At 45.5% G+C, this 24,828-nt stretch carries 12 protein-coding genes, 3 rRNA genes and 1 pseudogene; all 16 read right to left on the bottom strand.

The features are described 5' to 3' along the window. Window positions 1-109: 109 nt before the first annotated feature. The 16 genes and pseudogenes from HXT36_RS05940 to HXT36_RS05865 all read right to left on the bottom strand — a co-directional run bounded on the left by HXT36_RS05940 (window position 110) and on the right by HXT36_RS05865 (window position 24,828). On the bottom strand, window positions 110-991 hold the full coding sequence (locus tag HXT36_RS05940; RefSeq protein WP_004129803.1) for an anchored repeat-type ABC transporter permease subunit: 882 nt from the start codon (window positions 989-991) through the stop codon (window positions 110-112). Further along, window positions 991-1,824: an anchored repeat-type ABC transporter ATP-binding subunit gene (locus HXT36_RS05935; RefSeq protein ID WP_421778772.1), complete on the bottom strand. Its 834-nt coding sequence runs from the start codon at window positions 1,822-1,824 to the stop codon at window positions 991-993. Before HXT36_RS05935 ends, HXT36_RS05940 begins: the two co-directional genes overlap by 1 nt. Window positions 1,825-1,878: 54 nt before the next feature. Then, the gene (locus HXT36_RS05930; protein ID WP_421778771.1) at window positions 1,879-3,714 is read right to left on the bottom strand and encodes an anchored repeat ABC transporter, substrate-binding protein; all 1,836 of its coding nucleotides are present in this window, start codon (window positions 3,712-3,714) and stop codon (window positions 1,879-1,881) included. A 25-nt stretch (window positions 3,715-3,739) separates the two neighbouring features. Further along, entirely contained in the window at window positions 3,740-6,115 is a 2,376-nt protein-coding gene (locus HXT36_RS05925) for a choice-of-anchor M domain-containing protein (protein ID WP_421778770.1), read from the bottom strand. Continuing rightward, a pseudogene (locus HXT36_RS05920) lies at window positions 6,111-7,184 on the bottom strand (choice-of-anchor M domain-containing protein); the annotation flags it as partial. The gene HXT36_RS05925 and the pseudogene HXT36_RS05920, both read right to left, overlap by 5 nt. Before the next feature lie 68 nt (window positions 7,185-7,252). Then, the gene (locus HXT36_RS05915) at window positions 7,253-9,556 is read right to left on the bottom strand and encodes a choice-of-anchor M domain-containing protein (RefSeq protein ID WP_421778769.1); all 2,304 of its coding nucleotides are present in this window, start codon (window positions 9,554-9,556) and stop codon (window positions 7,253-7,255) included. Window positions 9,557-9,787: 231 nt separating this feature from the next. Beyond that, window positions 9,788-10,342: a cysteine hydrolase family protein gene (locus tag HXT36_RS05910; protein WP_004125197.1), complete on the bottom strand. Its 555-nt coding sequence runs from the start codon at window positions 10,340-10,342 to the stop codon at window positions 9,788-9,790. Window positions 10,343-10,715: 373 nt separating this feature from the next. Beyond that, window positions 10,716-10,832, bottom strand: a 5S ribosomal RNA gene (gene rrf / locus HXT36_RS05905). 167 nt (window positions 10,833-10,999) lie between these two features. Beyond that, window positions 11,000-14,057: ribosomal RNA gene (locus HXT36_RS05900) — 23S ribosomal RNA — on the bottom strand. Window positions 14,058-14,429: 372 nt separating this feature from the next. Beyond that, a 16S ribosomal RNA gene (locus HXT36_RS05895) occupies window positions 14,430-15,956 on the bottom strand. Together the 16S, 23S and 5S rRNA genes form the textbook arrangement of a ribosomal RNA operon. Before the next feature lie 190 nt (window positions 15,957-16,146). Next, on the bottom strand, window positions 16,147-16,416 hold the full coding sequence (locus HXT36_RS05890; RefSeq protein WP_421778768.1) for a hypothetical protein: 270 nt from the start codon (window positions 16,414-16,416) through the stop codon (window positions 16,147-16,149). A 17-nt stretch (window positions 16,417-16,433) separates the two neighbouring features. Further along, window positions 16,434-17,294, bottom strand: a complete 861-nt coding sequence (locus HXT36_RS05885) for an HD domain-containing protein (RefSeq protein WP_421778767.1) — start codon at window positions 17,292-17,294, stop codon at window positions 16,434-16,436. A gap of 147 nt (window positions 17,295-17,441) precedes the next feature. Then, a complete protein-coding gene (locus tag HXT36_RS05880; protein WP_421778766.1) occupies window positions 17,442-19,973 on the bottom strand; it encodes a KUP/HAK/KT family potassium transporter in 2,532 nt (843 codons plus the stop codon). Window positions 19,974-20,170: 197 nt separating this feature from the next. Then, the gene (locus HXT36_RS05875) at window positions 20,171-21,151 is read right to left on the bottom strand and encodes a TatD family hydrolase (RefSeq protein ID WP_421778765.1); all 981 of its coding nucleotides are present in this window, start codon (window positions 21,149-21,151) and stop codon (window positions 20,171-20,173) included. Between the two features lie 52 nt (window positions 21,152-21,203). Continuing rightward, window positions 21,204-23,000: an ABC transporter ATP-binding protein gene (locus tag HXT36_RS05870; protein WP_421778764.1), complete on the bottom strand. Its 1,797-nt coding sequence runs from the start codon at window positions 22,998-23,000 to the stop codon at window positions 21,204-21,206. Window position 23,001: 1 nt separating this feature from the next. Next, a complete protein-coding gene (locus HXT36_RS05865; RefSeq protein ID WP_421778763.1) occupies window positions 23,002-24,828 on the bottom strand; it encodes an ABC transporter ATP-binding protein in 1,827 nt (608 codons plus the stop codon).

Below are 24,828 nucleotides of genomic sequence, written 5' to 3'. Positions count from 1 at the left end.
GGCTATTAGTAGCCGCTCGGCTGATTTGGCGCATAAAGTCCACTGGACTTTATGCCTTAAGCCAAATCACGCTTTGAAGGAGCTTGAAATGCGTTATGCAATTTCAAGCTCAGTCAAATCGTGCAACGACTGAGCGTAGTTTCGGCACAATTCTCGCTACCAACCCGTGTTTAGGCGAGCACACCCACGCTAGAACAAACATAAAAGTGGCAACCAAAACGATTGTGCCGCCAGTAGCAGTGTCTAAACTCCAAGACAAGTACATTCCAAGAATCGAAGAAGCGCACCCAATAGCAGGCGCCAAAATCATCATCTTTCCAAGTCGGTCAGTAAGCAATCGCGCAGTCGCCGCAGGCGTAATCAAAAGCGCTAAAACAAGCACGTTTCCAATTATTTGCACAGATACTACTACAGCAATAGCAACTAAAACGTATAGCATTCCATCCAACCACGCTACTGGCAAGCCCATTGCGCGGCTTGTTTCTCGGTCCATCGAAACGCATACTAGCTCTTTGTGGAACATCATTAAAAGCGTTACGATTATTAACCCTGTTATTGCCACTACAGCAATGTCGGAGTCTGGGATTCCCGTAATGGAGCCGAATAGGAACGATTCCAGGGATCCTGCATAGCCAGAAGCTTTTGATATTACTACGATTCCGAGCGCAAAGGCAGACACAAAAAATACGCCGATAAACGAGTCTTCGCGAAGCCTGCGATTTTGGCTAAAGATTGATACTATTAGCGCGGTTGCAACTCCTGCGAGCGCGCCGCCAAACAGCAAGTTTCCTTGCAGAACAAACGCGATTGCAAGTCCTGGAAACACGGAGTGCGCCACTGCGTCTCCAATAAACGCCATTCCGCGTAGCACCACGTAGCATCCAACTACGCCGCAAATTACGCTAGAAAGGCACGCCACTATAAGCGCTTTGAGCAAAAACCAAAGGTCTGGGTTTGTAAGGTCTTGTATAAAGTCGATTGGAGATAGCATTATTTTTCTGCCCCACTTTCATGCGCCATAACGCGCTCTACAGCTTTGATTAGTGGATTTTGCGCATCCACATGGAATGTTTGCACCCATTGATTTGCGTTTAACGATTCTGGAGCGCCATCTCCTACTATGCTTCCGTCAAAAAGCATGATTCTAGAACACGAGTTTATAGATCCGATTATGTCGTGCGAGCTCATCAAAATCGCTTCTCCCGACTTTGCTAAATCCAAAAAAAGACTCGTGAGCAGCTCTTGAGTAGGCATATCTAAGCCTGTAAATGGCTCATCTAAAAGCATTAATCGCGGCTGCCCAGCAAGAGCACGCGCAACAAGTACGCGCTGCCTTTGGCCGCCCGAAAGCTCGCCGATTGTGCGATCCCTAAAATCCGCCATTCCTGTGCGCTCAAGAGAAGCAAGCGCTATCTCGTAGTCTTCTGTTTTTGCGCGACGAACGTAGCCAATGTGACGAATGCGACCCATCATTACTACGTCTAGTACAGAAAGTGGAAAATCCCACGCAATATCGTGGCGTTGCGGCACGTAACCAACGTTGTTTACTCGCGAATTAATCGAAGATTCACCGCTTTTATTAGCGTGCACTTCCAGCTTTCCAGAATGCGGTATTAGCCCCATAATCGCGCGGAAAAGCGTTGTTTTACCAGCTCCATTTGCGCCAAGAAGTCCCACAAATTCGCCACTTTTAATCGTAAACGAAACGTCTTTTACAATCGTGCGACTGCCGTAACTTACGATTAAGTTTTGCGCGCTTATAACAGCATTCGCGTCCATATTCGCATCCATATTTGCGTCCATATTTCCCTCGTCAATCCTCATCGCTTAAATCCAACTTAAATCCAACATCAATCTCACTTAAATCCAACTTAAATCTCACTTTAAGCACTTTGCTAAAGAATCCGCATTCGCTCGCATCATATCCGCGTAAGTTCGCACTTTAGAATCGAAAGCGTCTCCATAAATCGGGCAAACTTTTACGTTCGCTTGCGCCGCAAGCTCTTTAAGCACAGACGAACGCGAGATCAAATTTGGCTCCAAAAACACAGCTGGAATCTCTAAATCGCGCAAAATCTGCTGCAATCTACGCCTATCTTGCACGCTCGGCTCGCTCGAAGGATTAATCGTTACAAATCCTGCAATGTTCACGCCGTAAGTCTTACCCAAGTACGCAAAAGCGTCGTGCGTTGTAACCAAATTGCGCTTCTCTTTTGGTATTGACGCAACTTTTTTGCGCATATACGCGTCTACATCTAACAACTTGTTAATGTATCGATCCGCATTTTCGCGATATTTACGAGCATTTTTAGGGTCCACTTCGCAAAGGCGATCTGCGATTGTGCGCACGTATGCTATGCCATTTTTTACGGATTGCCACAAATGCGGGTCAATGTCTCCGTGAACGTGCTTTCCTAAAACTGCTTGCGGCAGCTGATAAATCTTTTGCCTTGCAGCTCCCAAAAACCTGTATCCTTGTTCGGCTGGTATCTCTTTTAGCGCGTTAGTTGGCACTTCTACAACAACATCGCGCGGCTTGTAATACACTCGTTTTGGAGCAGCGGAGCGTTTTTCTTGCAAAGTATCTACGCGGTACACAAATCCGCGTTTTGCTAAGTCGTAAGCTAAATCTGCATGACCTTTGTTCAGCACTACACTAGCTCCACGTTTTTTGGCTATTTTTTGCGCGTTTACGCCTACAGCAAATCGCATTTTAGCGTTTCCAAGACTAGAAACTACCTCATTTTGCGCGTTTAGCATGTCGGCGTGCAATTCAAGTGTGTACTCGCCTGGCTTGCTAAATGCCCAGCTTAAATGCGTGTGCGCGTCTGCTGGCAAGTCTATGTGGTCTTCTGCGCTTATGCCGTTTGCGCTGTTAAAGTATGTTTCTACGCTTCCAAAAGTGCCAGTCAAGTATGCAAATAGCGCGCCTGGTCCGCTTACTTTTGTTGCTGTTAAGCGTATTCTGTCGGAACGCTTCATGTTGTATGCGTTAGGCTTTATTACAGTTGCGCGACCTTCTTTTGTTGCGGTAGAAGGCGCGTTTGATTGCAAAGATTGACCTGACTTTTCTAGCTGACTATCTTGTTTTGAATTTGTTTTTGTTTTATTGAGATTGTTTAGCGAAGCTAACTCACCAGCCGCCGCCGAGGGCGATTCTTCCGCACGCTTTTGCGTATTTGCACTTGTAGCGCCTTGCGCGCTATGCGCTTCCTCGCTCGGCTGCGCAGCCATGCGTTCTGTAGCAAGCCCTAGCCAAATCGTGTCTAAAGACACGTCTTCTATCATCGGAATAATATCTGCCGCGTGCTTCACACTTTCTTCCGCAAGTTGCACATTTGGCACGCCTTTTCGCAAGTTCGCGTCCAAAGCTGTAATTACGCCGTGTTCTTCAAGCATCATGTAATTGCTAAAAGCAACATCCGCGTACACAACGTCTCTAATTGAGCGCAAACGCGGCTCGTACGAATGCGGATCCGCGTTGTCTGGCACAATCGCACTCACATTTGCTGCGTCTCCTGCAACATTCGCAACCATATCTCGCAAAACGCCAGTTGTTGTTACAACGTTAATTTTGCCAGATTTTGCGCTATTTGCGTGAAGTACACTATTAGGCGCACCGCACGCGCCCATCGGCAGCGCTGTTAAAACAGCTAAAGCGGCCGCAGCAGCACGCATCGCACTTTTTTTACCTACTAAATCAACGAATTTCATTAATTTTACCAACGTTTTCTACGCACTATTTCAAACCCATAAGCGCGCTAAATAAGCCCCCTGCAGGTATTAGTCCGCGTTTGCGTAGAACAAACAATCCAGCTGCGCAAGTTCCAGAAATCGTTGCAATTCCAAGGCTTAAAGCAGTGTATGCAACTACTGGCTTGCGTTGGAACAAGCCTATAATTCCACTAGGTTCTTCGCTTTTAACTCCGCTTCTAAGGCTTTGGCTTAATCCTTTAATTCGCTTTGCGCCGTACTTTGATTGCAAGCCCTTTGACTTTCCTAAAGTGCTTCCAGAAAGACTTACAGACCTGCCAGTTTTGCCCGTTTTAGCAGACTTTGCAAGACCAGAGCCAGACCCAAAGAACGACGATCCTCCGCCAGAATAAGATCCAGCTAACGCAGTTGAACCGCCGTTATTGTTGCCATTGTTACCATTATTTGCATTTGTATTTACATTGGTGTTATTGACGTTACCATCATTCTGGCCATCTTCCTGGCCATCTTCTTGGCCATCTACATCTTCATCATCACCATCACCATCGTCGCCATCTTCATCGCTTCCAGCGCTACAACTCATAGGCTTTTCCATTGGATCCACACCAATCGCAAAATGGAAATCCTTTGCAACTGTTTTTCCGTTAGCGCTTACAGCAAGACGAATCGTGTAGTACCCAGACTTTGAAAAATCCCAATTCAAATGCATATGCGTGTTTGCTGGAATAGTGTACGTGCGGTTTCCGCCGCTAGACATAAGCGTTTTAGCTTTTCCGCCTAACGAACCTTGCAACCAAATGCGCACGCTACCTGGCCCTTTTACAGATTTAAGGCTGATTTTACTTGGCTTGTGTGGGCTTAAATTCTGGTTACTCCAGCCAACCCATGGTACGCTACCTTTTTGTGTTTGTGGCAGTCTCCACACGCTACCGTCTTTAGCTGATTTTCCAGCATAAAACACAACTTTGCTAGGGTCACGCTTTACGTGGCTTCCAGTCACGTCTTCTTGTACTGCAAATCCTATTCCGTTACCAGTTGAATAGGTCGCTAAATCAACGTGACCATGTTTAATAACTAGCTTATTTCCTTGTAAATCCTTAAATTTTGAGCATTTTTTACTTGACTTTTGCTTTTTATTTTTGGATTTAGATTCAGCTTCAGACTCGCCACTACCACTATTTTCGCCATCTTCACTGCCATCTTCACTGGAGCTATGATTTGCTAATCCATCTTTTGGCTTTGCACCAGGCCATGGCGTTACGTAAACTCTGTTGTTGTTTCCGTTTATGACTATCGAAGTGGAAGAATCTTCATCATCTTCATCTTCGTTGTCTTCAGATTCTTCATCTTCATTGCCATCATCTTTTTTATCTGAATCAGAATGCATAAATTTGTTAAATCCGCTGTAATCGTTAAAACTATTGTCGTCCGCAATAGCTGATTCTCTACTATCTTTACTATCTTTAGAATCCGCGTTTTTCATATCCACTTCAAACGTGTAGTCTTGAAGGTCTTTAACAATACTTCCACTTTCAGTTATTGCAGCGGCTTCCATGCTAAGAACATACTTGCCTGCTTTTGTAAACACCCAGCTAACGTGCATATGCTTTTCTGCATCTACATACATTTTGTTCGGAAACTTTGTATTAGGCGTTCCTATAACAGGCGTTATTTCGCTATGAGCGTCTTCTTGGTACGCATACACAGCTCCACCCTTCGGCATAACTGCCTTTTTTATTGCAAAGCGAACAGCAACTATTCCAGCTTTTTTGTCTAATGTTTCTGTTGCAAAACCAGGCCACAATTTACTTGTATCTTGTGTTTGAGGCAATCCCCAAACTGGCACATTTGCACCATTTTCTGGCAAGAATTTTAAGCCTTCACTAGACTGCTTAGTGTTACTTCCAAGTACAAATATCAATCGACTTGTACTAAACCTAATATGATTACCACTATTGCCTGGGAAGTCATCTCCGCGCGTAGATAAAACAAACTTTCCGCTTTTGCTAATATACGTTGCAAAAGCGTCTGTATGACCTTTGTATACTCTACATTTTGCAATTATGGAAGAATCATCGACCTTTTCATCATCGTCTTTCATAGAAGCATATTTGCAAGCTTCTTCATTTTCAGATTGATTAGAATCTTCATTGTTCTTACCTTCAGCATTCTGATTGGAAACTGTAGAAGAATCTTCTTGTGCATCAGATGTATCTTGCCCACCTTGCTCAGCAGACTCCTCTTGCGCAGCTTCACTCGCATACGCACTACCGCAATTGCAGCAGCACATTGATGCCAAGAATCCAAAAGATATTATTGCGCTTATAATCGCGCTTATTAGTCTAAAGCAAATTAATGTTTTGTTACGCAAAGTTTTATTACTCAATGTTTTATTACGCATTGTTTTGTCCTAAATTATTAAAAATCGAAGTGTTTTGGTGCGAGTTGGAATCATGCTGATTAATCGCCATTTGGCGCGCACGCTTGCTCTTTACTACAGCGAATGCAATAAACGCAATAATTATGATTGTTAAAATCGCAAATACAATCATCACAATTTGCGCGATTGCTACAGTGTCGTCGGAGTTGGACTTATGCTTTTTTCTCGAATTATTTGCAAATTTATTGCCATTATTGTTTTCGCTATTAGCTGCGTTTCCGTCGCCATTACCATCCGCGTCTTCGCTGCCATTAGCCTCATCTTGCGCATCCGTTTGCGAAGCTCCGCCTTGATCTGCACTACCAGCACTTGCGCTTGGCAAAGCCGCTTGCGCATCCGTTTTATCTCCTACAGCAAAGTTAAGAACGCGAGTATCGCTTACAGCGCGACCATTCTTTAGCTTTCCAGAAAAAGTGAGCTTTACGTGGTAGATTCCAGGCTTAGAGAACACCCAATTTACATGCGTGTGCGCGTTCGCTTCAATCCAGCTGTTTTGCGGATATCCTTTAGTGCTATCCCATAATTGCTGTGGAGCATTATTGCCATTTTCCAAGTAAACATGCAATTTTCCAGGGCCACTTACGCCATCAAGAGAAAGATTTGCTCCGCGGTCTAGCTCGTTTAGCACTCCGCCTTCTTGAGTGTTCCACCCAAGCCATGGAACGTCAGGATTTTGAGTTTGCGGAATCACATAAAGCTTTGTTCCTGGCTTTTCGCCAATAAAACTGTAGGTAGAATCGTTTGGCATTGGAATAATCGAGTTGCTGCCAAGCTTAAATACAACGTTTTCTGGGTCTCTCCAAACTGGCTCATCACCAGTATCATCGCGGATTTTCATCTTCCAATTTCCGCCCGAAAGCGTTGGCCCAAAATCGGCGTGACCAGCTTGAATCATCACTGGCTGATTGCTTGTTACAGCATTCGCTGGCCCAACAAGTGGAGATGGCATTAAAACTGTTGCAATCAACGTAATCGCCGAACATATTGCAGCAATAAACGCAATTGCTACGTGATTCTTATTTCTAATCATTTTTTATCCTTAAGTCCTAAATTTGATTTTGTTATACTAGTGTTTTCTAAAGTTTTGCGAGCGTCTTTCTACAACAGCTTTATGCGTGGCTTCATCAAGAATGCGCCAGCTCCCGTTATTGCACACAAGCTCACGCTTGCAGTTCCAACAGCTGCTGCCACCCACTTTGTTTTATGGCTGTTTTCTTCGCTATTTTCTTGATTATCGTCTAAATCACTGTCGTTATAATCGCTAGAATCATTAGAATCTTGGTGACTATTTTTGACCTTCTTGCTACTACTCTTAAGTGGCTTAGACTTTTTTATTGCTTTAGATTTCTTTGACTTTCCAAAGCTGCCAAGTCCTGCGAATCCACCGCCTAATCTTCCTGATTTTCCAGCGTTAACAAGCGCTCCGCCTTTACCAGCCACAGCAGCAAGTGGCGTTACACTCTGTATTTTGTTTTCGCTTTTATTTTGGCTTCCGCTGTTATCGTCATTTTCATCTAACTTTTTGTCTGACTTCTCGTCTGACTTCTTTTTATTCTTCTTGCGATTCTTTTCTAAATCGCTATTGCTGTTAGAATCTTGACTATTTTCATCTTCTGCATCGGTTTCATCGCCATTTTCATCGCCATTATTATTTTCGTCATTCTCATCCGTTGCAGATTCATGACTCTTATTCTTCTTGCGATTCTTTGTGTTCTTGCGATTCTTCGCATGCTTACGATTTTGCTTACGATTCTTATGCGCCCCAGAGCTGCCAGCTTCCCCAGAATCTCCAGCATCGCCATCCTTCCTATCTCTCTTTATGTTCACACTCCAATCGCAAAAATCGTCGTATCCAGCATTCCTATACAAAGTTCCATTATCCAAAACAAGCGAAGCGCGTATAACAGCATCTTGCATGCTCTTATCAATCACTAAATCAAGTGTTTTTCCTTCTGCCATTGGTATGTTCTTAAACTCTTTTTCGCCGTCTTTTTTAATCATCCACCTGTATTTTTTGACTATGGATGTAACAGGCTTTTCTGGTTCTCCTGCCTTACCATTTACAACAGGCACGCGAGGCGAATACAGCTTTGCATTAAGATGTACGGTTTCGCCAATCTTAACCTTGTTTTTGCCCTTAATTGCAACAACTGGCCTACCGTCGGCTCCGTGATCTTCTACAACAATTTTTGCAGTTGCGCGTTGTTTTTCATAATCAAAAGTGCCTTCAAAAGCCGTAACAATAACAGAAACTTGCATATTATTCATTGCAGGCTCTGGCGGAAGTATAAGCCTTTCTCCAATAAAGCAAGTTCCTTCCGTCCCCTTTTGCTCATCTGCACGCGTTATGCACCATTCATATGTAGGCCTTTTTATTTCTCCACTTGCGATTTTTTCCTTTAAACCATCCATGTATGTGTAAAGGTTTACGTCGCCGCCTTCTTCGTAAGAATGATAGTGAGGATGAGAGCCCGTTTTTCTAACTCCTAGAATGCATAACTGACCATCTTGGCACTCAGGGTTATCGCTAGGGTCTTCGTCTTTAGTATTTGCATCCAAAACTGGGATTTCCGCTTTTCCGCGTTCTCTAACAACCGAATCGCTCGAAACCATATGGCTGCTATTTGCATCAACTTCAAAAGTATATTTAGCAGTGTCTGTTTTAAGCGTTTTTTGAGTTACTCGATTCTTAATAACCGCATAAACCTCTAAAGTATAAGTTCCAGGCTCTGTAAATACCCAATTCGTATGCTGATGCGTAACCTGCGGCTGATGAATTACGCCTGGAAGCTCAAAACGACTACCTTCTTCACCTTCAACATCGTCTTTATCTTTGTATTCAAAAGACTTAGCTATATGCTCACCCTGCTTATTTTTATCCGTCTCCCATACTAAGACTTTTCCGCCTTTAGGAGCTGTTACTTTTTGCACAACAATGTCTGCAGTTGCTCCATCTGGATTTTCTGCGTCAACAGCGTATCTTGCTATAGACGTATCCCATCCTGGGAATAGCTCTTTATCTTGTTTATTACCAGATTCGTCTAAAAGCCAATAACCTTTTGATGCATCGAATGGTAACTTGTTTTTGTAATTATCAAAAGGCTTAGTGCTATACGAAGAGTTCCCAACCCTCATTGTTACGTTTTCTGGATTGTAAAGCATTGAGTTGGCTTCAAAACCCATTATTAGCTTGTCATTGTGCATAAACGGATAAAAAATATCCATATGACCTTTTTTTAATTCATCCGTTTTATTTTCATAATACTTATAAGACGTTTTATGATCATCCGCGTACGCAGGATTTGCAGCACTGAACCCCGATACCAGCACTGCAAACGCAAGTATTCCAACGCCGCACATCGCGAACGCGCGTTTTACCATATTCTTAATGACCTGAGTCATATTACTGTTTCGCTCTCTACACTTCATCTTCTCTATTTCGCCTATTCGCGCTCTTCTTTCACGAATGACTATTGAAGATATCTTTACAACGTCTATCAATAATAATAATGATTCTCATTAATAGTCAAGTCGACACTCCGATTAAACAAAAACGCTGGCAGCTCAAAGCAACCAGCGTCGATTATTTAATAATTGATTATTTAATAATTATTTATATTTTTAGCTAAGATCTTAGCCTTCTACAATATCTGCATTAAGGCAAGTCTTAAAATGACGAAGCGCCCACTCATGACCTTGCGGATCAAAGCTTGCGACTGCATCTTTGTGAACTACGATTTTGAAGCCAAGATTATACGCGTCAACAGCAGTGTGAAGCACGCAAATATCCGTGCAAACTCCCACCAAGTGCAGCTCCTCAATATGACGCTCGCGAAGCTTAATCAGCAAATCCGTGCCATTAAACGAAGAGTAGCGAGTCTTGTGAATGTAATACACGTTGCTTTTATCTTTATTTGCCTCATAAAAATCACCAAGAGTTCCATAGAGCTCCTGGCCATGAGTTCCAGCAATATTGTGAGGTGGGAAAAGCTTAGTTTCAGGATGATACGGGTCGTTTAGATGATGCGTATCGATTGCAAAAACAACGAATTCGCCAGCGTCTAGAAATTCTTGCGATATCTCTGTAATTCGCTTCTCGAGCTTTTGTGCAGGCTCACCTACTGTAAGAGAGCCGTCACTTGCAACGAAATCATTCGTATAATCAATGTTAATAAGAGCCTTTTTCATACATACTTCCGTTTTTAATTGTGTTAAAGCTACACTTACACACTACTCTTTACGCTAACAAGATTCTTTACACTAACATGTTTCAGCGCAATCGCACTACAGATTTGTTATATTTGCATCACGCGCGCGACGTTTGTAACGTTTTTTAGCTGATTTTCGTTACATTTGCATCATTGATGAGACAAATCTAAGCAAAGCGCTCAGTCAGCTCGTCGCGCGCTAACGACGCAACACGCTGATTAGAACTACAAACCACGTCAATCTTTTCCGCTTTTTGTACCAGATTCCACTCATTTTACGTACATTCTCGGGGAAAACAACATATTAAATAATAAAAAAGCGGGGAACAATCAAGTTCCCCGCTAGAAGAATAATGCGGCAGCGTGTTAGTCTCCCACACCCTATCGAGTGCAGTACCCTCACCGTATCAGGCCTTAGCTTCCGGGTTCGGAATGGGGCCGGGCGTCTCACCTGAGCCATGACCACCGCAAAACTAGATTATACACTCACTATAAGCGAGTGGCAAGCTGGCGGTTTGGGAACCGGACATGAACGCGAGCAACAAGAAGAACAATCATCAAAATCAACAACTTAACCATAATCATGACCGTTTAACACTCCATACTATCTAAGAGAATTAAACGATAAGCAATACAAGTAGTATCACAATCGCCCATTAGTACTGGTCAGCTCCACCCCTTACAGGGCTTCCACATCCAGCCTATCAACCACGTGTTCTACATGGGGGCTCACACACAAAGTGCAAGGAATGCTAATCTTGGAGCAGGCTTCCCGCTTAGATGCTTTCAGCGGTTATCCCTTCCAAACGTAGCTAACCGGCAGCGCCACTGGCGTGACGACCGGCATACCAGAGGTTCGTCCACCCAGGTCCTCTCGTACTATGGGCAGGTCTCCTCAACATTCCAACGAGCGCAGAGGATAGAGACCAAACTGTCTCACGACGTTCTGAACCCAGCTCGCGTGCCGCTTTAATCGGCGAACAGCCGAACCCTTGGGACCTGCTCCAGCCCCAGGATGCGACGAGCCGACATCGAGGTGCCAAACCATCCCGTCGATATGGACTCTTGGGAATGATCAGCCTGTTATCCCCGGGGTACCTTTTATCCGTTGAGCGATGCCACGTCCGTACGCCGGCACCGGATCACTATCTCCGACTTTCGTCCCTGCTCGACCCGTCAGTCTCACAGTCAAGCCCGCTTGTGCGATTACACTCAACACCCGATTGCCAACCGGGCTGAGCGGACCATTGAGCGCCTCCGTTACTCTTTAGGAGGCAACCGCCCCAGTTAAACTACCCGCCAGGCACTGTCCCTAACACGGATAACGTGTCGAGGTTAGACGCCAGATATGGAAAGAGCGGTATTTCACTTGTTGACTCCACGCAAGCTAGCGCCCACGCTTCACAGCCTCCCGCCTATGCTACACGATCCACACCTAACGACAATACCAAGGTATAGTAAAGGTCCCGGGGTCTTTTCGTCCTTCTGCGCTTAACGAGCATCTTTACTCGTACTGCAATTTCGCCGGGCTCCTGGCCGAGACAGTGGGGAAGTCGTTACGCCATTCGTGCAGGTCGGAACTTACCCGACAAGGAATTTCGCTACCTTAGGATGGTTATAGTTACCACCGCCGTTTACCGGGGCTTAAATTCACCGCTTCGCCAAAGCTAACGGATCCTCTTAACCTTCCGGCACCGGGCAGGCGTCAGAGCGTATACAGCGGCTTACGCCTTCGCACGCTCCTGTGTTTTTGGTAAACAGTCGCTACCCCCTAGCTTGTGCCACCCCCAACAGCTCCGCTTGTAAAAAACATCACCATCAAGGGTCTCCCTTATGCCGAAGGCACGGGAGTAATTTGCCGAGTTCCTTGGCCAGGATTCGCCCGATCGCTTCGGTATACTCTACCAGACCACCAGTGTCGGTTTAGGGTACGAGCGGAATCACACCTCACGTTGAAGCTTTTCTCGGCAAGCAGGATCACCGGAATCAGCCATACGGCCTACCCATCACGCCTCAGCTTAAACATCCCCCGGATTTACCTAGAGGACAGCCCACACGCTTAGCCACGGAAAACCACCTCCGCAGCCGGCTACCTACCCGCGTCACTCCCACGCTAACCTACTACCGATACGCTCCCAACACTAAACCAGAAGAAAACCCCGAAAGGCAATCAACCAGAATAACGAAGGTTAGTACTCTCAGATTCAGTTCGAACGGTGTAACACCGGTACGGGAATATCAACCCGTTCATCCATTCGACTACGCCTGTCGGCCTCGCCTTAGGACTCGACTCACCCGGGGACGACGAACGTGGCCCCGGAACCCTTAGTCATTCAGCGGACAGGATTCACACCTGTCTCTCGCTACTCATGTCTGCATTCTCACTCCCGTATAGTCCACGACAAGTTCACACTGCCGCTTCACCCCATACAGGACGCTCTCCTACCCCGCGTGAAAAATCACGCAGTCGCGTCTTCGGTGGCGTGCTTAAGCCCCGCTACATTGTCGGCGCGGAACCACTAGACCAGTGAGCTGTTACGCACTCTTTCAAGGATGGCTGCTTCTGAGCCAACCTCCTGGCTGTCTATGCGACTCCACATCCTTTCCCACTTAGCACGCGCTTCGGGACCTTAGACGACGATCAGGGCTGTTTCCCTTTTGACGACGGAGCTTATCCCCCGCCGACTCACTGCCATGATAAACCTAACAGGTATTCGGAGTTTGGCTGCTATTAGTACCCGGTATGGGCCCGCAAGCATCCAGTAGCTCTACCCCCTGTAAGCAATAACATGACGCTGCACCTAAATGCATTTCGGAGAGAACCAGCTATCACGGAATTTGATTGGCCTTTCACCCCTAACCCCAAGTCATCCCCCCAGTTTTCAACCTAGGTGGGTTCGGTCCTCCACACGGTCTTACCCGCGCTTCAACCTGCTCAGGGCTAGATCATCCCGCTTCGGGTCCAGGACATGCGACTAAAACGCCTTTTAAAACTCGCTTTCGCTACGGCTCCCCCACCCGGGTTAGCCTCGCCACATACCACTGACTCGCAGACTCATTTTTCGATAGGCACGCCGTCACCCCACAAGAAGGCTCCGACGGATTGTAAGCGCACGGTTTCAGGAACTATTTCACTCCCCTCCCGGGGTGCTTTTCACCTTTCCCTCACGGTACTAGTACACTATCGGTCAGACAGGAATACTTAGGCTTACCCAACGGTCTGGGCAGATTCACGCGGGATTCCACGAGGCCCGCGCTACTTGGGAATAAACATAAAGAGACATCGCACGACCTGCTACGGGGCCATCACCCTCTACGGCTGGGAATTCAATCCCATTCACATAACACGACGTTTTATCACTCTCCTCAACCCCGTCAGAGGCTGAACAGTCAATCCCACGACCCCGAATACGCAACACCTGACGGTTATCACACGTACTCGGTTTAGCCTGATCCGCTTTCGCTCGCCACTACTCACGGAGTATCCTTTCCTGCAGGTACTGAGATGTTTCACTTCCCTGCGTACCCCCCACAAAAACTGTGGTGACCACCCATAACAGTGGCCGGGTCTCCCCATTCGGAAATCCTCGGATCAAAGCCCACTCGGCAGCTCCCCGAGGCATATCGCAGCCCGTCACGTCCTTCATCGGTCCTGTCTACCAAGGCATCCACCATACGCCCTTACCAGTGATACACCAGTAAAAAGCCTATCGCTTAACTCTCTAGACAATAAATCATCACACTAAACGATCACAAAACGATCAAGCGACTCCACCAAAATGGAGCCGGTTGAAATTGATAAAAGTAAAAACAAGCAAAACCAAAAATAGTCTCACTATTCTTACTCGCGTCCACTATCCAGTTCTCAAACCACCAAACACCAAGAACACAAGCCAAAAACAATAAAGCCTCAACCTGTAATCCAAGGGCTAGGACCGCAACCCCAAACAAAAAGGGGGGTGGCAATCCGGGAACCCAAAAGCATGCCCAACACACTCACAAAACGTTAACTATTGTTTTCCACACCAGTAACCACACTCAACTGAGCGTGCACAAAAACTCCGTAGAAAGGAGGTGATCCAGCCGCACCTTCCGGTACGGCTACCTTGTTACGACTTAGTCCCAATCACGAGCCTCACCTTAGACGGCTCCATCCCAAAAGGGTTAGGCCACCGGCTTCGGGTGCTGCCCACTTTCATGACTTGACGGGCGGTGTGTACAAGGCCCGGGAACGCATTCACCGCGACGTTGCTGATTCGCGATTACTAGCGACTCCGCCTTCACGTAGTCGAGTTGCAGACTACGATCCGAACTGAGACCGGTTTTAAGGGATCCGCTCCATGTCACCATGTCGCATCCCGTTGTACCGGCCATTGTAGCATGCGTGAAGCCCTGGACGTAAGGGGCATGATGATCTGACGTCATCCCCACCTTCCTCCGAGTTAACCCCGGCGGTCCCCCGTGAGTTCCCGGCATAACCCGCTGGCAACACAGGGCGAGGGTTGCGCTCGTTGCGGGACTTAACCCAACATCTCACGACACGAGCTGACGACGACCATGCACCACCTGTGAACCTGCCCCGAAGGGAAACCACATCTCTGCAGTCGACAGGCACATGTCAAGCCCAGGTAAGGTTCTTCGCGTTGCATCGAATTAATCCGCATGCTCCGCCGCTTGTGCGGGCCCCCGTCAATTTCTTTGAGTTTTAGCCTTGCGGCCGTACTCCCCAGGCGGGACGCTTAACGCGTTAGCTCCGACACAGAACCCGTGGAATGGGCCCCACATCCAGCGTCCACCGTTTACGGCGTGGACTACCAGGGTATCTAATCCTGTTCGCTCCCCACGCTTTCGCTTCTCAGCGTCAGTAACAGCCCAGAGACCTGCCTTCGCCATTGGTGTTCTTCCCGATATCTACACATTCCACCGTTACACCGGGAATTCCAGTCTCCCCTACTGCACTCTAGCCCGCCCGTACCCGGCGCAAACCCACCGTTAAGCGATGGGCTTTCACACCAGACGCGACGAACCGCCTACAAGCTCTTTACGCCCAATAATTCCGGATAACGCTTGCGCCCTACGTATTACCGCGGCTGCTGGCACGTAGTTAGCCGGCGCTTATTCGAAAGGTACACTCACCCGAAAGCTTGCTCCCAATCAAAAGCGGTTTACAACCCGAAGGCCTTCATCCCGCACGCGGCGTCGCTGCGTCAGGGTTTCCCCCATTGCGCAATATTCCCCACTGCTGCCTCCCGTAGGAGTCTGGGCCGTATCTCAGTCCCAATGTGGCCGTCCGCCCTCTCAGGCCGGCTACCCGTCGAAGCCTAGGTGGGCCATTACCCCGCCTACAAGCTGATAGGACGCGACCCCATCCCATGCCACTAAACACTTTCCCAACAAGACATGCGTCAAGTTGGAGCATCCAGCATTACCACCCGTTTCCAAGAGCTATTCTGGAGCATGGGGCAGGTTGGTCACGCATTACTCACCCGTTCGCCACTCTCACCAACCAGCAAGCTGGTCGGATCCCGTTCGACTTGCATGTGTTAAGCACGCCGCCAGCGTTCATCCTGAGCCAGAATCGAACCCTCCACGAAAAACTTCAATGAAGAGCCAACATAAGGCTCCAATATAAAAGAAAAAGACGAGACATTCTTTAAGGAAAGAACATCCCAACAAAAAACCTCACCATCATTTAACCATCTCTCAGGCACCCCACAATCTGTGAGGCTGACAATGAACTGGCAATAATTAACTAATAAGTAGTACAGACACGCTCTTGAGTTCTCAAACCACCACCACACCAGCCGGCTCATCAACCTCAACCGAGGAGAACCAGCCGCGCTGAGCAGCAAGAGATAAACTTACACCAAAGCAAGCCCAAAAGCAAATCACACACAAGCCAACAAGCCAAAACCATTGAAACAAAGCCAAAACATCGGCGTGTTGAAAACACGATAAAAACACGATCAAAAACGCCACGCAACCAAACACCAACAAAAACACAACAAAAATAATCCAAAAAAACAAGAAAAACACCCCCAAAAACCAAAACACGGGAGTGTCGAAAACAACTAATCAACTTTAAGCCCAAAGAAATCTGCAAGCTTGCAAACGCTCACTCTTCCATACTTATTAACCAAGCACATCCATCGCTTTGCATTCTCTTCACCAAAGCGCACAGCCTTACGCCTATACGTATCTACAGTTAAAAATCGCGGCGGAATCGACTTACTGTTGTATTTATCTGCAACCATCACAATTTCTTGCTCAACCGTACGCGGAACATAATCGCCAGATGGAAGCGGCAAATTTTGCGCAACAACTTGCTCGCTAGTTAGTCCAACGCCCGTATGGTTACGCGCAAATTGCGCAATATCTTCACTAAAGCCGTTATCAATCAAATAGTTGTAGCCGCGCAAACCGTGCAAAATATAATTCGGCCCGTCAAACTCCAACTTGCCATTCGCTGCTTTTGAACCGTCTTTAGCTAAAACAAAATACGTTCCAATATCGTGCAACAATCCGCCAGCAAACGCCGCATACTCGTCTACATAATCTTTCGGCGCGATTCCGCCACTAACTTTAGGAAGCTCTAGCGGATTTACGTCAATCAACTTTCCAAGACACGACTTTGCTAAATCACACCTGTTTTTTAGATCTTCATTGATTTTAGACATTTGACGAAGCATAATTTGCTCAACATCTGCTTGCGACTTATCCGCAAAATCAGCAAAATCCGCAAAATTCTCAAAATCATTATTCAAATTAAGCTGCTTAAAAGCCAACAGCTGATTTTGGTGTCTAGCAAGCATCCAAGAAATCGTAGCAATAACAACACAATGGCAATGAATCAAATTGTACGCAGCTTCACTTGGCGCAGTAGCGCGATGCAACTTTTCTATCCTATTAAAATCAGGCAAATCTGCAAGCATAATAATCGCGCTCCTTAAACCCTAAATCACAAAACGGCCGTTATTGAAAGCAAGCGCACAAGCAAACATAAGCACATGTGCAAGCCAACGCAAACGGCCGATTAGCAGTAAAGCAATAAAGCAGTAAAGCAATAATATGGATTTTAGTTATTTTTTAACTGCTTTAATCTGACCAGTATCTATTCTAGCGATTTTGCCAGTGTTAGATATTTTAGATTCCTTAGTCTCTTTATCCTTAGCCTCTTTATTTTCGGACTTGCTCCCAGACTTCTCAGACTTCTCAGACTTGACTTCTCCAGAAACATTCACTGCAGCAATATCTCTAGCGTTCATAATCGCAGTTTGCTCAGCATCAACCGAAGCTTGCGCTGCAACATCATTGCCTTGCAAAGACTGAACAGCTCTAGATGAAGCAACCTCTTCTCGCTTTAATCGCGGAGGTCTACGAGTAGAAACAAACAACGGCTGAACTTCTACAATCGGATTGTACGGAGCTAAACCAAACCACTTAACTGGCGTTCCAGCAATATGACGAATCGCATACTTCATTTTTAGAGACAATGCGCCGCGCAAAGAAATATTCGACTCAGGCATCAAAGCCTTATGCAAAAGCACGTAACGAATTGGGCCAATATCTGGATCCGCATCTACCTTAGGGTACACAGACTGCTGTTGTGGCAGCTCTCCCGTATGCGACAAATCGTGCATAATTTGATGCAAATATGCAGGAATCGAAGGAGAAACCTTAAATCCAAGCTTGATTTTAACGCGGAATAAATAATCCGTGCCAAAATTCTCCACGCAATATTCGCGAGTAAACGGAGCGTCATCAGTTTCTACAGAAACAGCCCACCACGCACGAGCGCGCTTAGGATGATCCGCAAAAATCGAGAAGAAAATACCAGTATCTAGACGCTTCATCTCCTTATCGGAAGTCAAATACACAATATTGTCTGCAAAATAAGGGATTCTAAAATCACTGTGTAACTTATCTAGAACAGGCAAAAAGTCCTTAGGCTTCATGTGCAATCGCTGCGAGCGCTCAATCTTAGTGCCATCTTTCCAAGTGAGCATAATAATCAAAATCGAAGCACCAAGAAGCATGGTAAACCAGCCGCCATGCATAAACTTTGCCATAGATGCTATAAAGAACAAAATCTCAATAATCAGGAAGACTACAGCAAATACTAAAGCGCCAAGCTTCTTATTTTGATACCACATGTGAACCGTAAGAAGTATTGTTGTTGCAATCATGGTAAGCGTAAGCGCAAGACCGTACGCTCCAGATATATGCTCAGAATCCTTAAACACAGCCAAAACTGTAAGAGTTGCAAGACAGAGCACAAAATTAACAACAGGAATATAAAGCTGACCGCGAGTTCGCGCAGGGTATCGCACTTGAAGATGAGGCATCCAGTTAAGGCTGGTAGCTTCCGAAACCATAGTAAAAGCACCAGTAATCAAAGCCTGGGACGCAATAATGCCAGCTGTTACAGAAAGCACAACGGCAACGTAACGTAAATTCGGGCTTAGCATCTGGAAGAACGGGTTTAAGCCTTCTATAGACCACAATGCTTTATTGTTTTGATGCTGAAGCATCCAGCTGCCTTGACCGAAGTAGTTTAGAATAAGCGCCACTTTAATAAACGGCCAAGTAACATAAACGTTTCCACGACCAACGTGACCCATATCAGAATACAGCGCTTCTGCACCAGTTGTAGAAAGGAATATAATGCCCATTAAGGCCATTCCTTGCATATTGTGCGAACTAAACAAGAACTTTAGGCCATAAATCGGGTTCAAAGCCTCAAAAATCGCCAGATTTTCGCCAATATTCATGATTCCAACAAGCGCTAGGAATCCGAACCAAATCATAACGACTATGCCGAAAACTTTTCCAATTCTTTCGGTTCCGCGCTGTTGAACAGAAAACAGAATCACAATAATAATTACCGTGATCATTAAAGAAAGATTGTCGTTTTCTAAGAAGATAGGCCTAAATGCAGATATTGTGCGCAAGCCTTCTACTGCAGAAGATATTGAAACTGCTGGAGTTAGAACAGAATCCGCAAGGAACGCCGCACCACCAATCATTGCTGGAATCGCAAGCCATGCGCCTTTTCGCCTAATAAGCGAGTAGAGTGCAAAAATTCCGCCTTCGCCCTTGTTGTCTGTTCGCATTGCAACAAACACGTATTTTACTGTTGTGATTAGCGTAATTGACCAAAACACAAGGGAAAGCATGCCATAAACCGCTTCGCGACTAATGTTTTGCAATCCGCCTTGACCTGCCAAGAATGTTTGAGCAGTGTACAAAGGAGACGTTCCAATATCTCCATAAACAACGCCCAATGCCACAATTGACATGCCCAAAGTGAATTTATCGGAGCTGGTTTGTATCTTTGCCCACAATCTTCCAAGCGGGCCTCTAACAGCACTATCCGCAAGCTTTTCGGCCTCTTTAACCTCTTTTGCTTGCTGATACGCCAACGCCTCTCGCTCTTCGCGAGTGGTGGTTTTCTGAGAAACCTTTGGCGCTTTTGTAAAAGAAGCGGCCTTTAGAATCGCCTCTTTAGGGTTTGTTACGCCCTTATTAGCGGCCTTCTCAGACTCCTTCGCCACGTTACGAAGATCTTTAGCGTTATCACCAGATAACGCTGAAACGCGTGACTTAGTCATGCTTGATTTTTCCTCCAAAAAGTAAAACCTCTTCTTGGCAATAATCTGCCATAATAAGAAGTCGCATACGGTCTTACCACTTACAGTTTTATTTATTTGTACCTAAATATTGTATACAACAACAGATATATAGCGCAAAATTGCCGCAGAATCCTTGAAAAATAAGGGCTAATTTAAGCGTGATTAATGCCTAAATTTTAAAAACCATAAACTTCATGCGTTGTTTTTAAGGTTGACTTTGCTACCTCCCTCAAAGAACAGTCAAGCGCGGTTGCTAACGATTCAAGAGTGTAAGGCACCATATAAGGCGCGTTAGGCCGCCCGCGGTAAGGCATCGGCGTAAGGTACGGCGCATCCGTTTCAACAGTTATGTGGTCTTTGCCAATGATTCGCGCAGACTCTTGCAAATCCTCATTTCCCTTATAGCTAATCGTTCCAGAAAAACTTGCGTACCATCCGTTTTCTTTTAGCACTTGAGCTAAGTCTTTTCCGCCAGAATAGCTGTGAAACACTGTTCGCTCTGGCGCTCCGTCTTTTAGCAAAATTTCTACAACATCGCTATGCGCATCTCTATCGTGAATTTGAAGCGGCAAATTAAGCTCTTTTGCAAGCGCTATATGCGCGCGGAACGAGTCGCGTTGGTAAATTCTTGCGCGTTCGCCTGTGCGGAAATAGTCTAATCCCGTCTCTCCAATCGCCACTACTTCTTTTGGATGCTCCATTACTAGCGAGCGCAAGCGTTGCATTGCTTCGTCAAATGGAATATCGTGATACGGCTTATAAACTACTGGCAAGCCGTCTGGCCCTTCTGCTCCCCTATGGCCATGTAAAGGCGCTTCGTTTGGGTGAATCGCTATTGCAGCACGTACGCAATCCGCGTGATCTGCCGCAAAGTCTATTGTTGGCTGCCAATCTGGGTATTCGCATCCAACTTCAATCATTTTAGAAACGCCTGATGCTTTTGCATGATTTACTAAGTCGTTTGCGCTAGGCTCAGCTATTAAATCTCGACCTTTTTGCTCTAATTCTTGATTAAGATTTTTTGCAAAATCCACTACGCTTAGCATATGCGTGTGGTCGTCTGCGATTGTTATGCCTTCTTTAATTAGATTCTGCCATATTTGGGACTTCTCTGTTAAAGAAGGCGCCCAATTGTGTTCGCGATGATGCTTACTCATGATTTACAAGTGTAGTCGCATATTTAACGCGACTTAAACGCGACTTTTGCGCTTATTGAATCGCCGCACTAATCGCAGCATACTGCGATTCCACAAGTCTGTAATACGCACCTTTTTGCGCCATAAGTTGATCATGGCTTCCGCGCTCCACGATTTGCCCATGGTCAATCACGCAAATCAAATCTGCATTCTCGATTGTAGAAAGCCTGTGCGCAATCACAAAAGAAGTGCGATTTTTAAGCAATTGAGCTAATCCTGCTTGCAAAGCTTCTTCTGTACGCGTATCTATATTGCTTGTTGCTTCGTCTAGGATTAAAATTCGCGGGTCTGCTAAAAGCACGCGCGCAAACGATATAAGCTGCCTTTGGCCTGCAGAAAGAGTAGCTCCTCGCTCTTCAATCTTAGTATTGTAGCCATTAGGCAATTCTTCAATAAACTCGTGCGCGTGAACTACTCTAGCCGCAGCCTCAATCTCTTCGTCCGTTGCGTCAAGCTTGCCGTATCGAATGTTTTCTTTAACAGTTCCGCTAAATATAAAGCTGTCTTGAAGCATAACGCCCATTTGTTTGCGCAAAGATGCTAACGTTATTGAACACACATCGTAGCCGTCAATTGTGATTGAGCCTTCGGAAACGTCGTAGAATCTAGAAAGCAGGCTTACAAGCGTTGTTTTGCCCGCTCCAGTAGGGCCAACAAGCGCAACCGTTGTTCCAGGCTCAACATGCAAGTCAACTAAATTCAAAATCGGCTTTCCGCCCTCTTCGTAGCGAAAAACAACATCGTTTACGTCAACCTTGCCTTTAATTTTCGGCAATTCTTTTGCATCTGGCTTATCTACAATATTTGGCTTAATACTTAAAGTCTCAAAAATACGCTCCAAATACACTGAGCATGTTACAAGTTGCGTGTAGAAGTTACCAATGTTTACAACTGGCTCCCAGAAAGTGCTCGAATACCACACAAATGCTATAAGAGTACCCGTGCTTATGTTCATACTGCTCGCGTTTGTTATGCCAACATAGTAGAGCAGCGAAATTGCTGCGCTTTCAATAATCGAAGCTCCAGGCCAAAGCAGCATTTGCACTCTAACATTTTGCATCCACGCTTTTCTAACTCCCGACTGCTGCTCTTGGAATGTAGCGTATTGCTCCGATTCGCGAGCAAAAGTCTGAGTTGTTTTTACGCCTGCGATTGATTCGTGCAAATATGCGTTAAGATTGCTTTGCTTATTTGATAGTTTTTTAGACGCTTTTCGTTGCAAAATTTGCAAAGTGCGAGTCCAGATTATAAAAACTGGGAATAATACAAGACTCCACAATGCCATTCGCCAATCCAGAGCAAACATTGCGATTAGTGTAATGATTAGCACAAAAACATCGGAAAACACGTTGATTAAACCAGAAGAAAGCGTGTCGGAAAGCGTGTTTATGTAGTTTACTATGCGAATCAAAATCTTGCCGTGTGGGCGCGAATCGAAGTAATCAAACGATAACGATTGCACGTGCGTAAAAATATCTCGCCGCATATCTTTAATTATCATTTGACCGAGTCGCGTAATTGCAAGCGTTCTGTAGGCTAACCCAAGCTCATACAGCACAATAAGCACGCCAAACAATGCAATAAGCGCGTACAAATAAGAAACGTTTTTATTAGGCAAAACTACGTCTATAAGTGTTTTTGTAATCATTGGAGTTACTGTCATAATGCAACTTCCGCTAATAACAACTAAAACTATTTTGACTAGCTGCCATACGTACGGCTTTATATATTTGCGAACGCGCATCAACTCGTGCAAATTTACGTGCTCTTCTTGGCCTTCGTCTTCTCTATAAGTGTTGCGCTGCGCCATTCTACTCCCCCTTAGCCTCGTGTGAATCTTCAAATCCCAAAGCTTTGCCTGTTTGCATACCAAGCTGCTTTTTATAGATTTCCCAATATCTTCCATGCGACGCAACAAGCTGCTCATGTGTTCCGCGCTCTACGATTTTGCCGTGATCTAGCACAACAATCATGTCTGCGTCTTTAACAGATGAGATTCTGTGAGCAATTGTGATTACTGTTCGCAAGCAGTCTAACTTTTTTAGCTCTTTTTGAATATGCTCCTCAGTTTCCATGTCTACTGCAGAAGTTGTATCGTCCATAATTAAGACTGCGGGATTATTAGCTAGCGCGCGAGCAAGACTTAAGCGCTGCTTTTGACCGCCCGAAAGGCCAACTCCTCGTTCTCCTACAACAGTTTCGTAGCCTTCTGGCATACTCATAATAAAATCGTCTGCATCTGCGATTCTTGCCATGCGCCTAATAGTGTTATCTAACTCTTTGCAATTTTCCTCGTTTTGAGGCAATCCAAAGCTAATATTTCCTGCAATCGTATCGGAAAACAGGAATGTTTCTTGCGCGACTATGCTAACTTGATTTCTAACAGTTTCTAGAGGCCATTCGCGCACGTCTTTTCCATCAATCAAAACGCGACCGCTCGTAGTGTCATAAAAACGCGCTATAAGACTTACAAGCGTTGACTTTCCAGATCCTGTTTCGCCTAAGATTCCAAGCTTTGTGCCTGCTGGAACATCTAAATCAATATCGCTTAAAATTGGGGAATCAAGATCGTCTGGGAATGCAAAATCAACGTGTTCAAAAGTTACGCGCCCCTTAACTTTAAGATTTTCCGCAGATGTAGATGGCAAATCAATATGCGATTCTTGCGTAAGAAGCTTACGAATATTTACGCATCCTGCGTTGAATCGCTGCCAATCATTAATAAGCCACCCAACCATTCTTACTGGCATGTGGAGCATCCAAAGAAAACTGTTAAACGTTACAAACGCGCCTAAAGTCATGCTTCCATTAAGCACAAGCCATCCGCCAAATCCTACTGTTACAAGCTCCAGCGCAAAGCCCATACCGTCCAGCCATGGCATGTATTTTTGCGTGTTTTTTGCAAGCGTAATATTGCGATTAAAGTAGTCTTCGTTGCAATCGTCGAATTTCTTTGTTTCAAAAGGTTCGCGAACAAAAGCTTTTACAACGCGATTGCCTTCAATGTTTTCTTCTACCATTGAATTCATGCGCGCAAACGATTCGCGAATCGCAAGGAACTTCGGCCTAGCATTCTTGCCCATAAGCTTTGCAAGCCAGAATAAAAATGGTGTAATTGCCATAAGTGCTAGAGCTAGCTGCCATTGGATTGAAAACATTATAACTAGCGCAAACACAAACATCACTAAGCAATCCAGCGCCATATAAGACACCCAGCTTAAAACGTGGCGAATCGCGTCCGTATCCGAAGTCATGCGGCTCATAATGTCGCCTGTGCGCGTGTGATTAAAGTACGTAAAATCAAGCGAATGTAGCTTTTCGTACTCGTCGCTTACAAGGCGATACACGGCATTTTGGCCAAACTTTTCCATTAGAAGCTGGTAGATATACCTTGATCCAACGCGAACAATCATCATTGCAACCATTAGCACGCATACAAAAGCAAGCAAATCATGCTGTTTGCCAATAATTATTTTGTCTACAATAAAGCCCGAAAGCAGAGGCATTGTCATTGCCATTGTGTCGTTTATAGTAAAAAGAACTAGCGATACGCCTACTCTCCACATATCTGGCTTACAATATTGCAAAACCCAGCGCACGTTACTCGCGTCTTTGCGTTTATTTGGATTTACATACAT

The organism is Gardnerella sp. DNF01144, from assembly GCF_049244245.1.
GTDB classification, from domain to species: domain Bacteria; phylum Actinomycetota; class Actinomycetes; order Actinomycetales; family Bifidobacteriaceae; genus Bifidobacterium; species Bifidobacterium piotii.
Note: the sequence above shows the minus strand (reverse complement) of the source record. Positions and strands in the feature narration are given on the sequence as shown.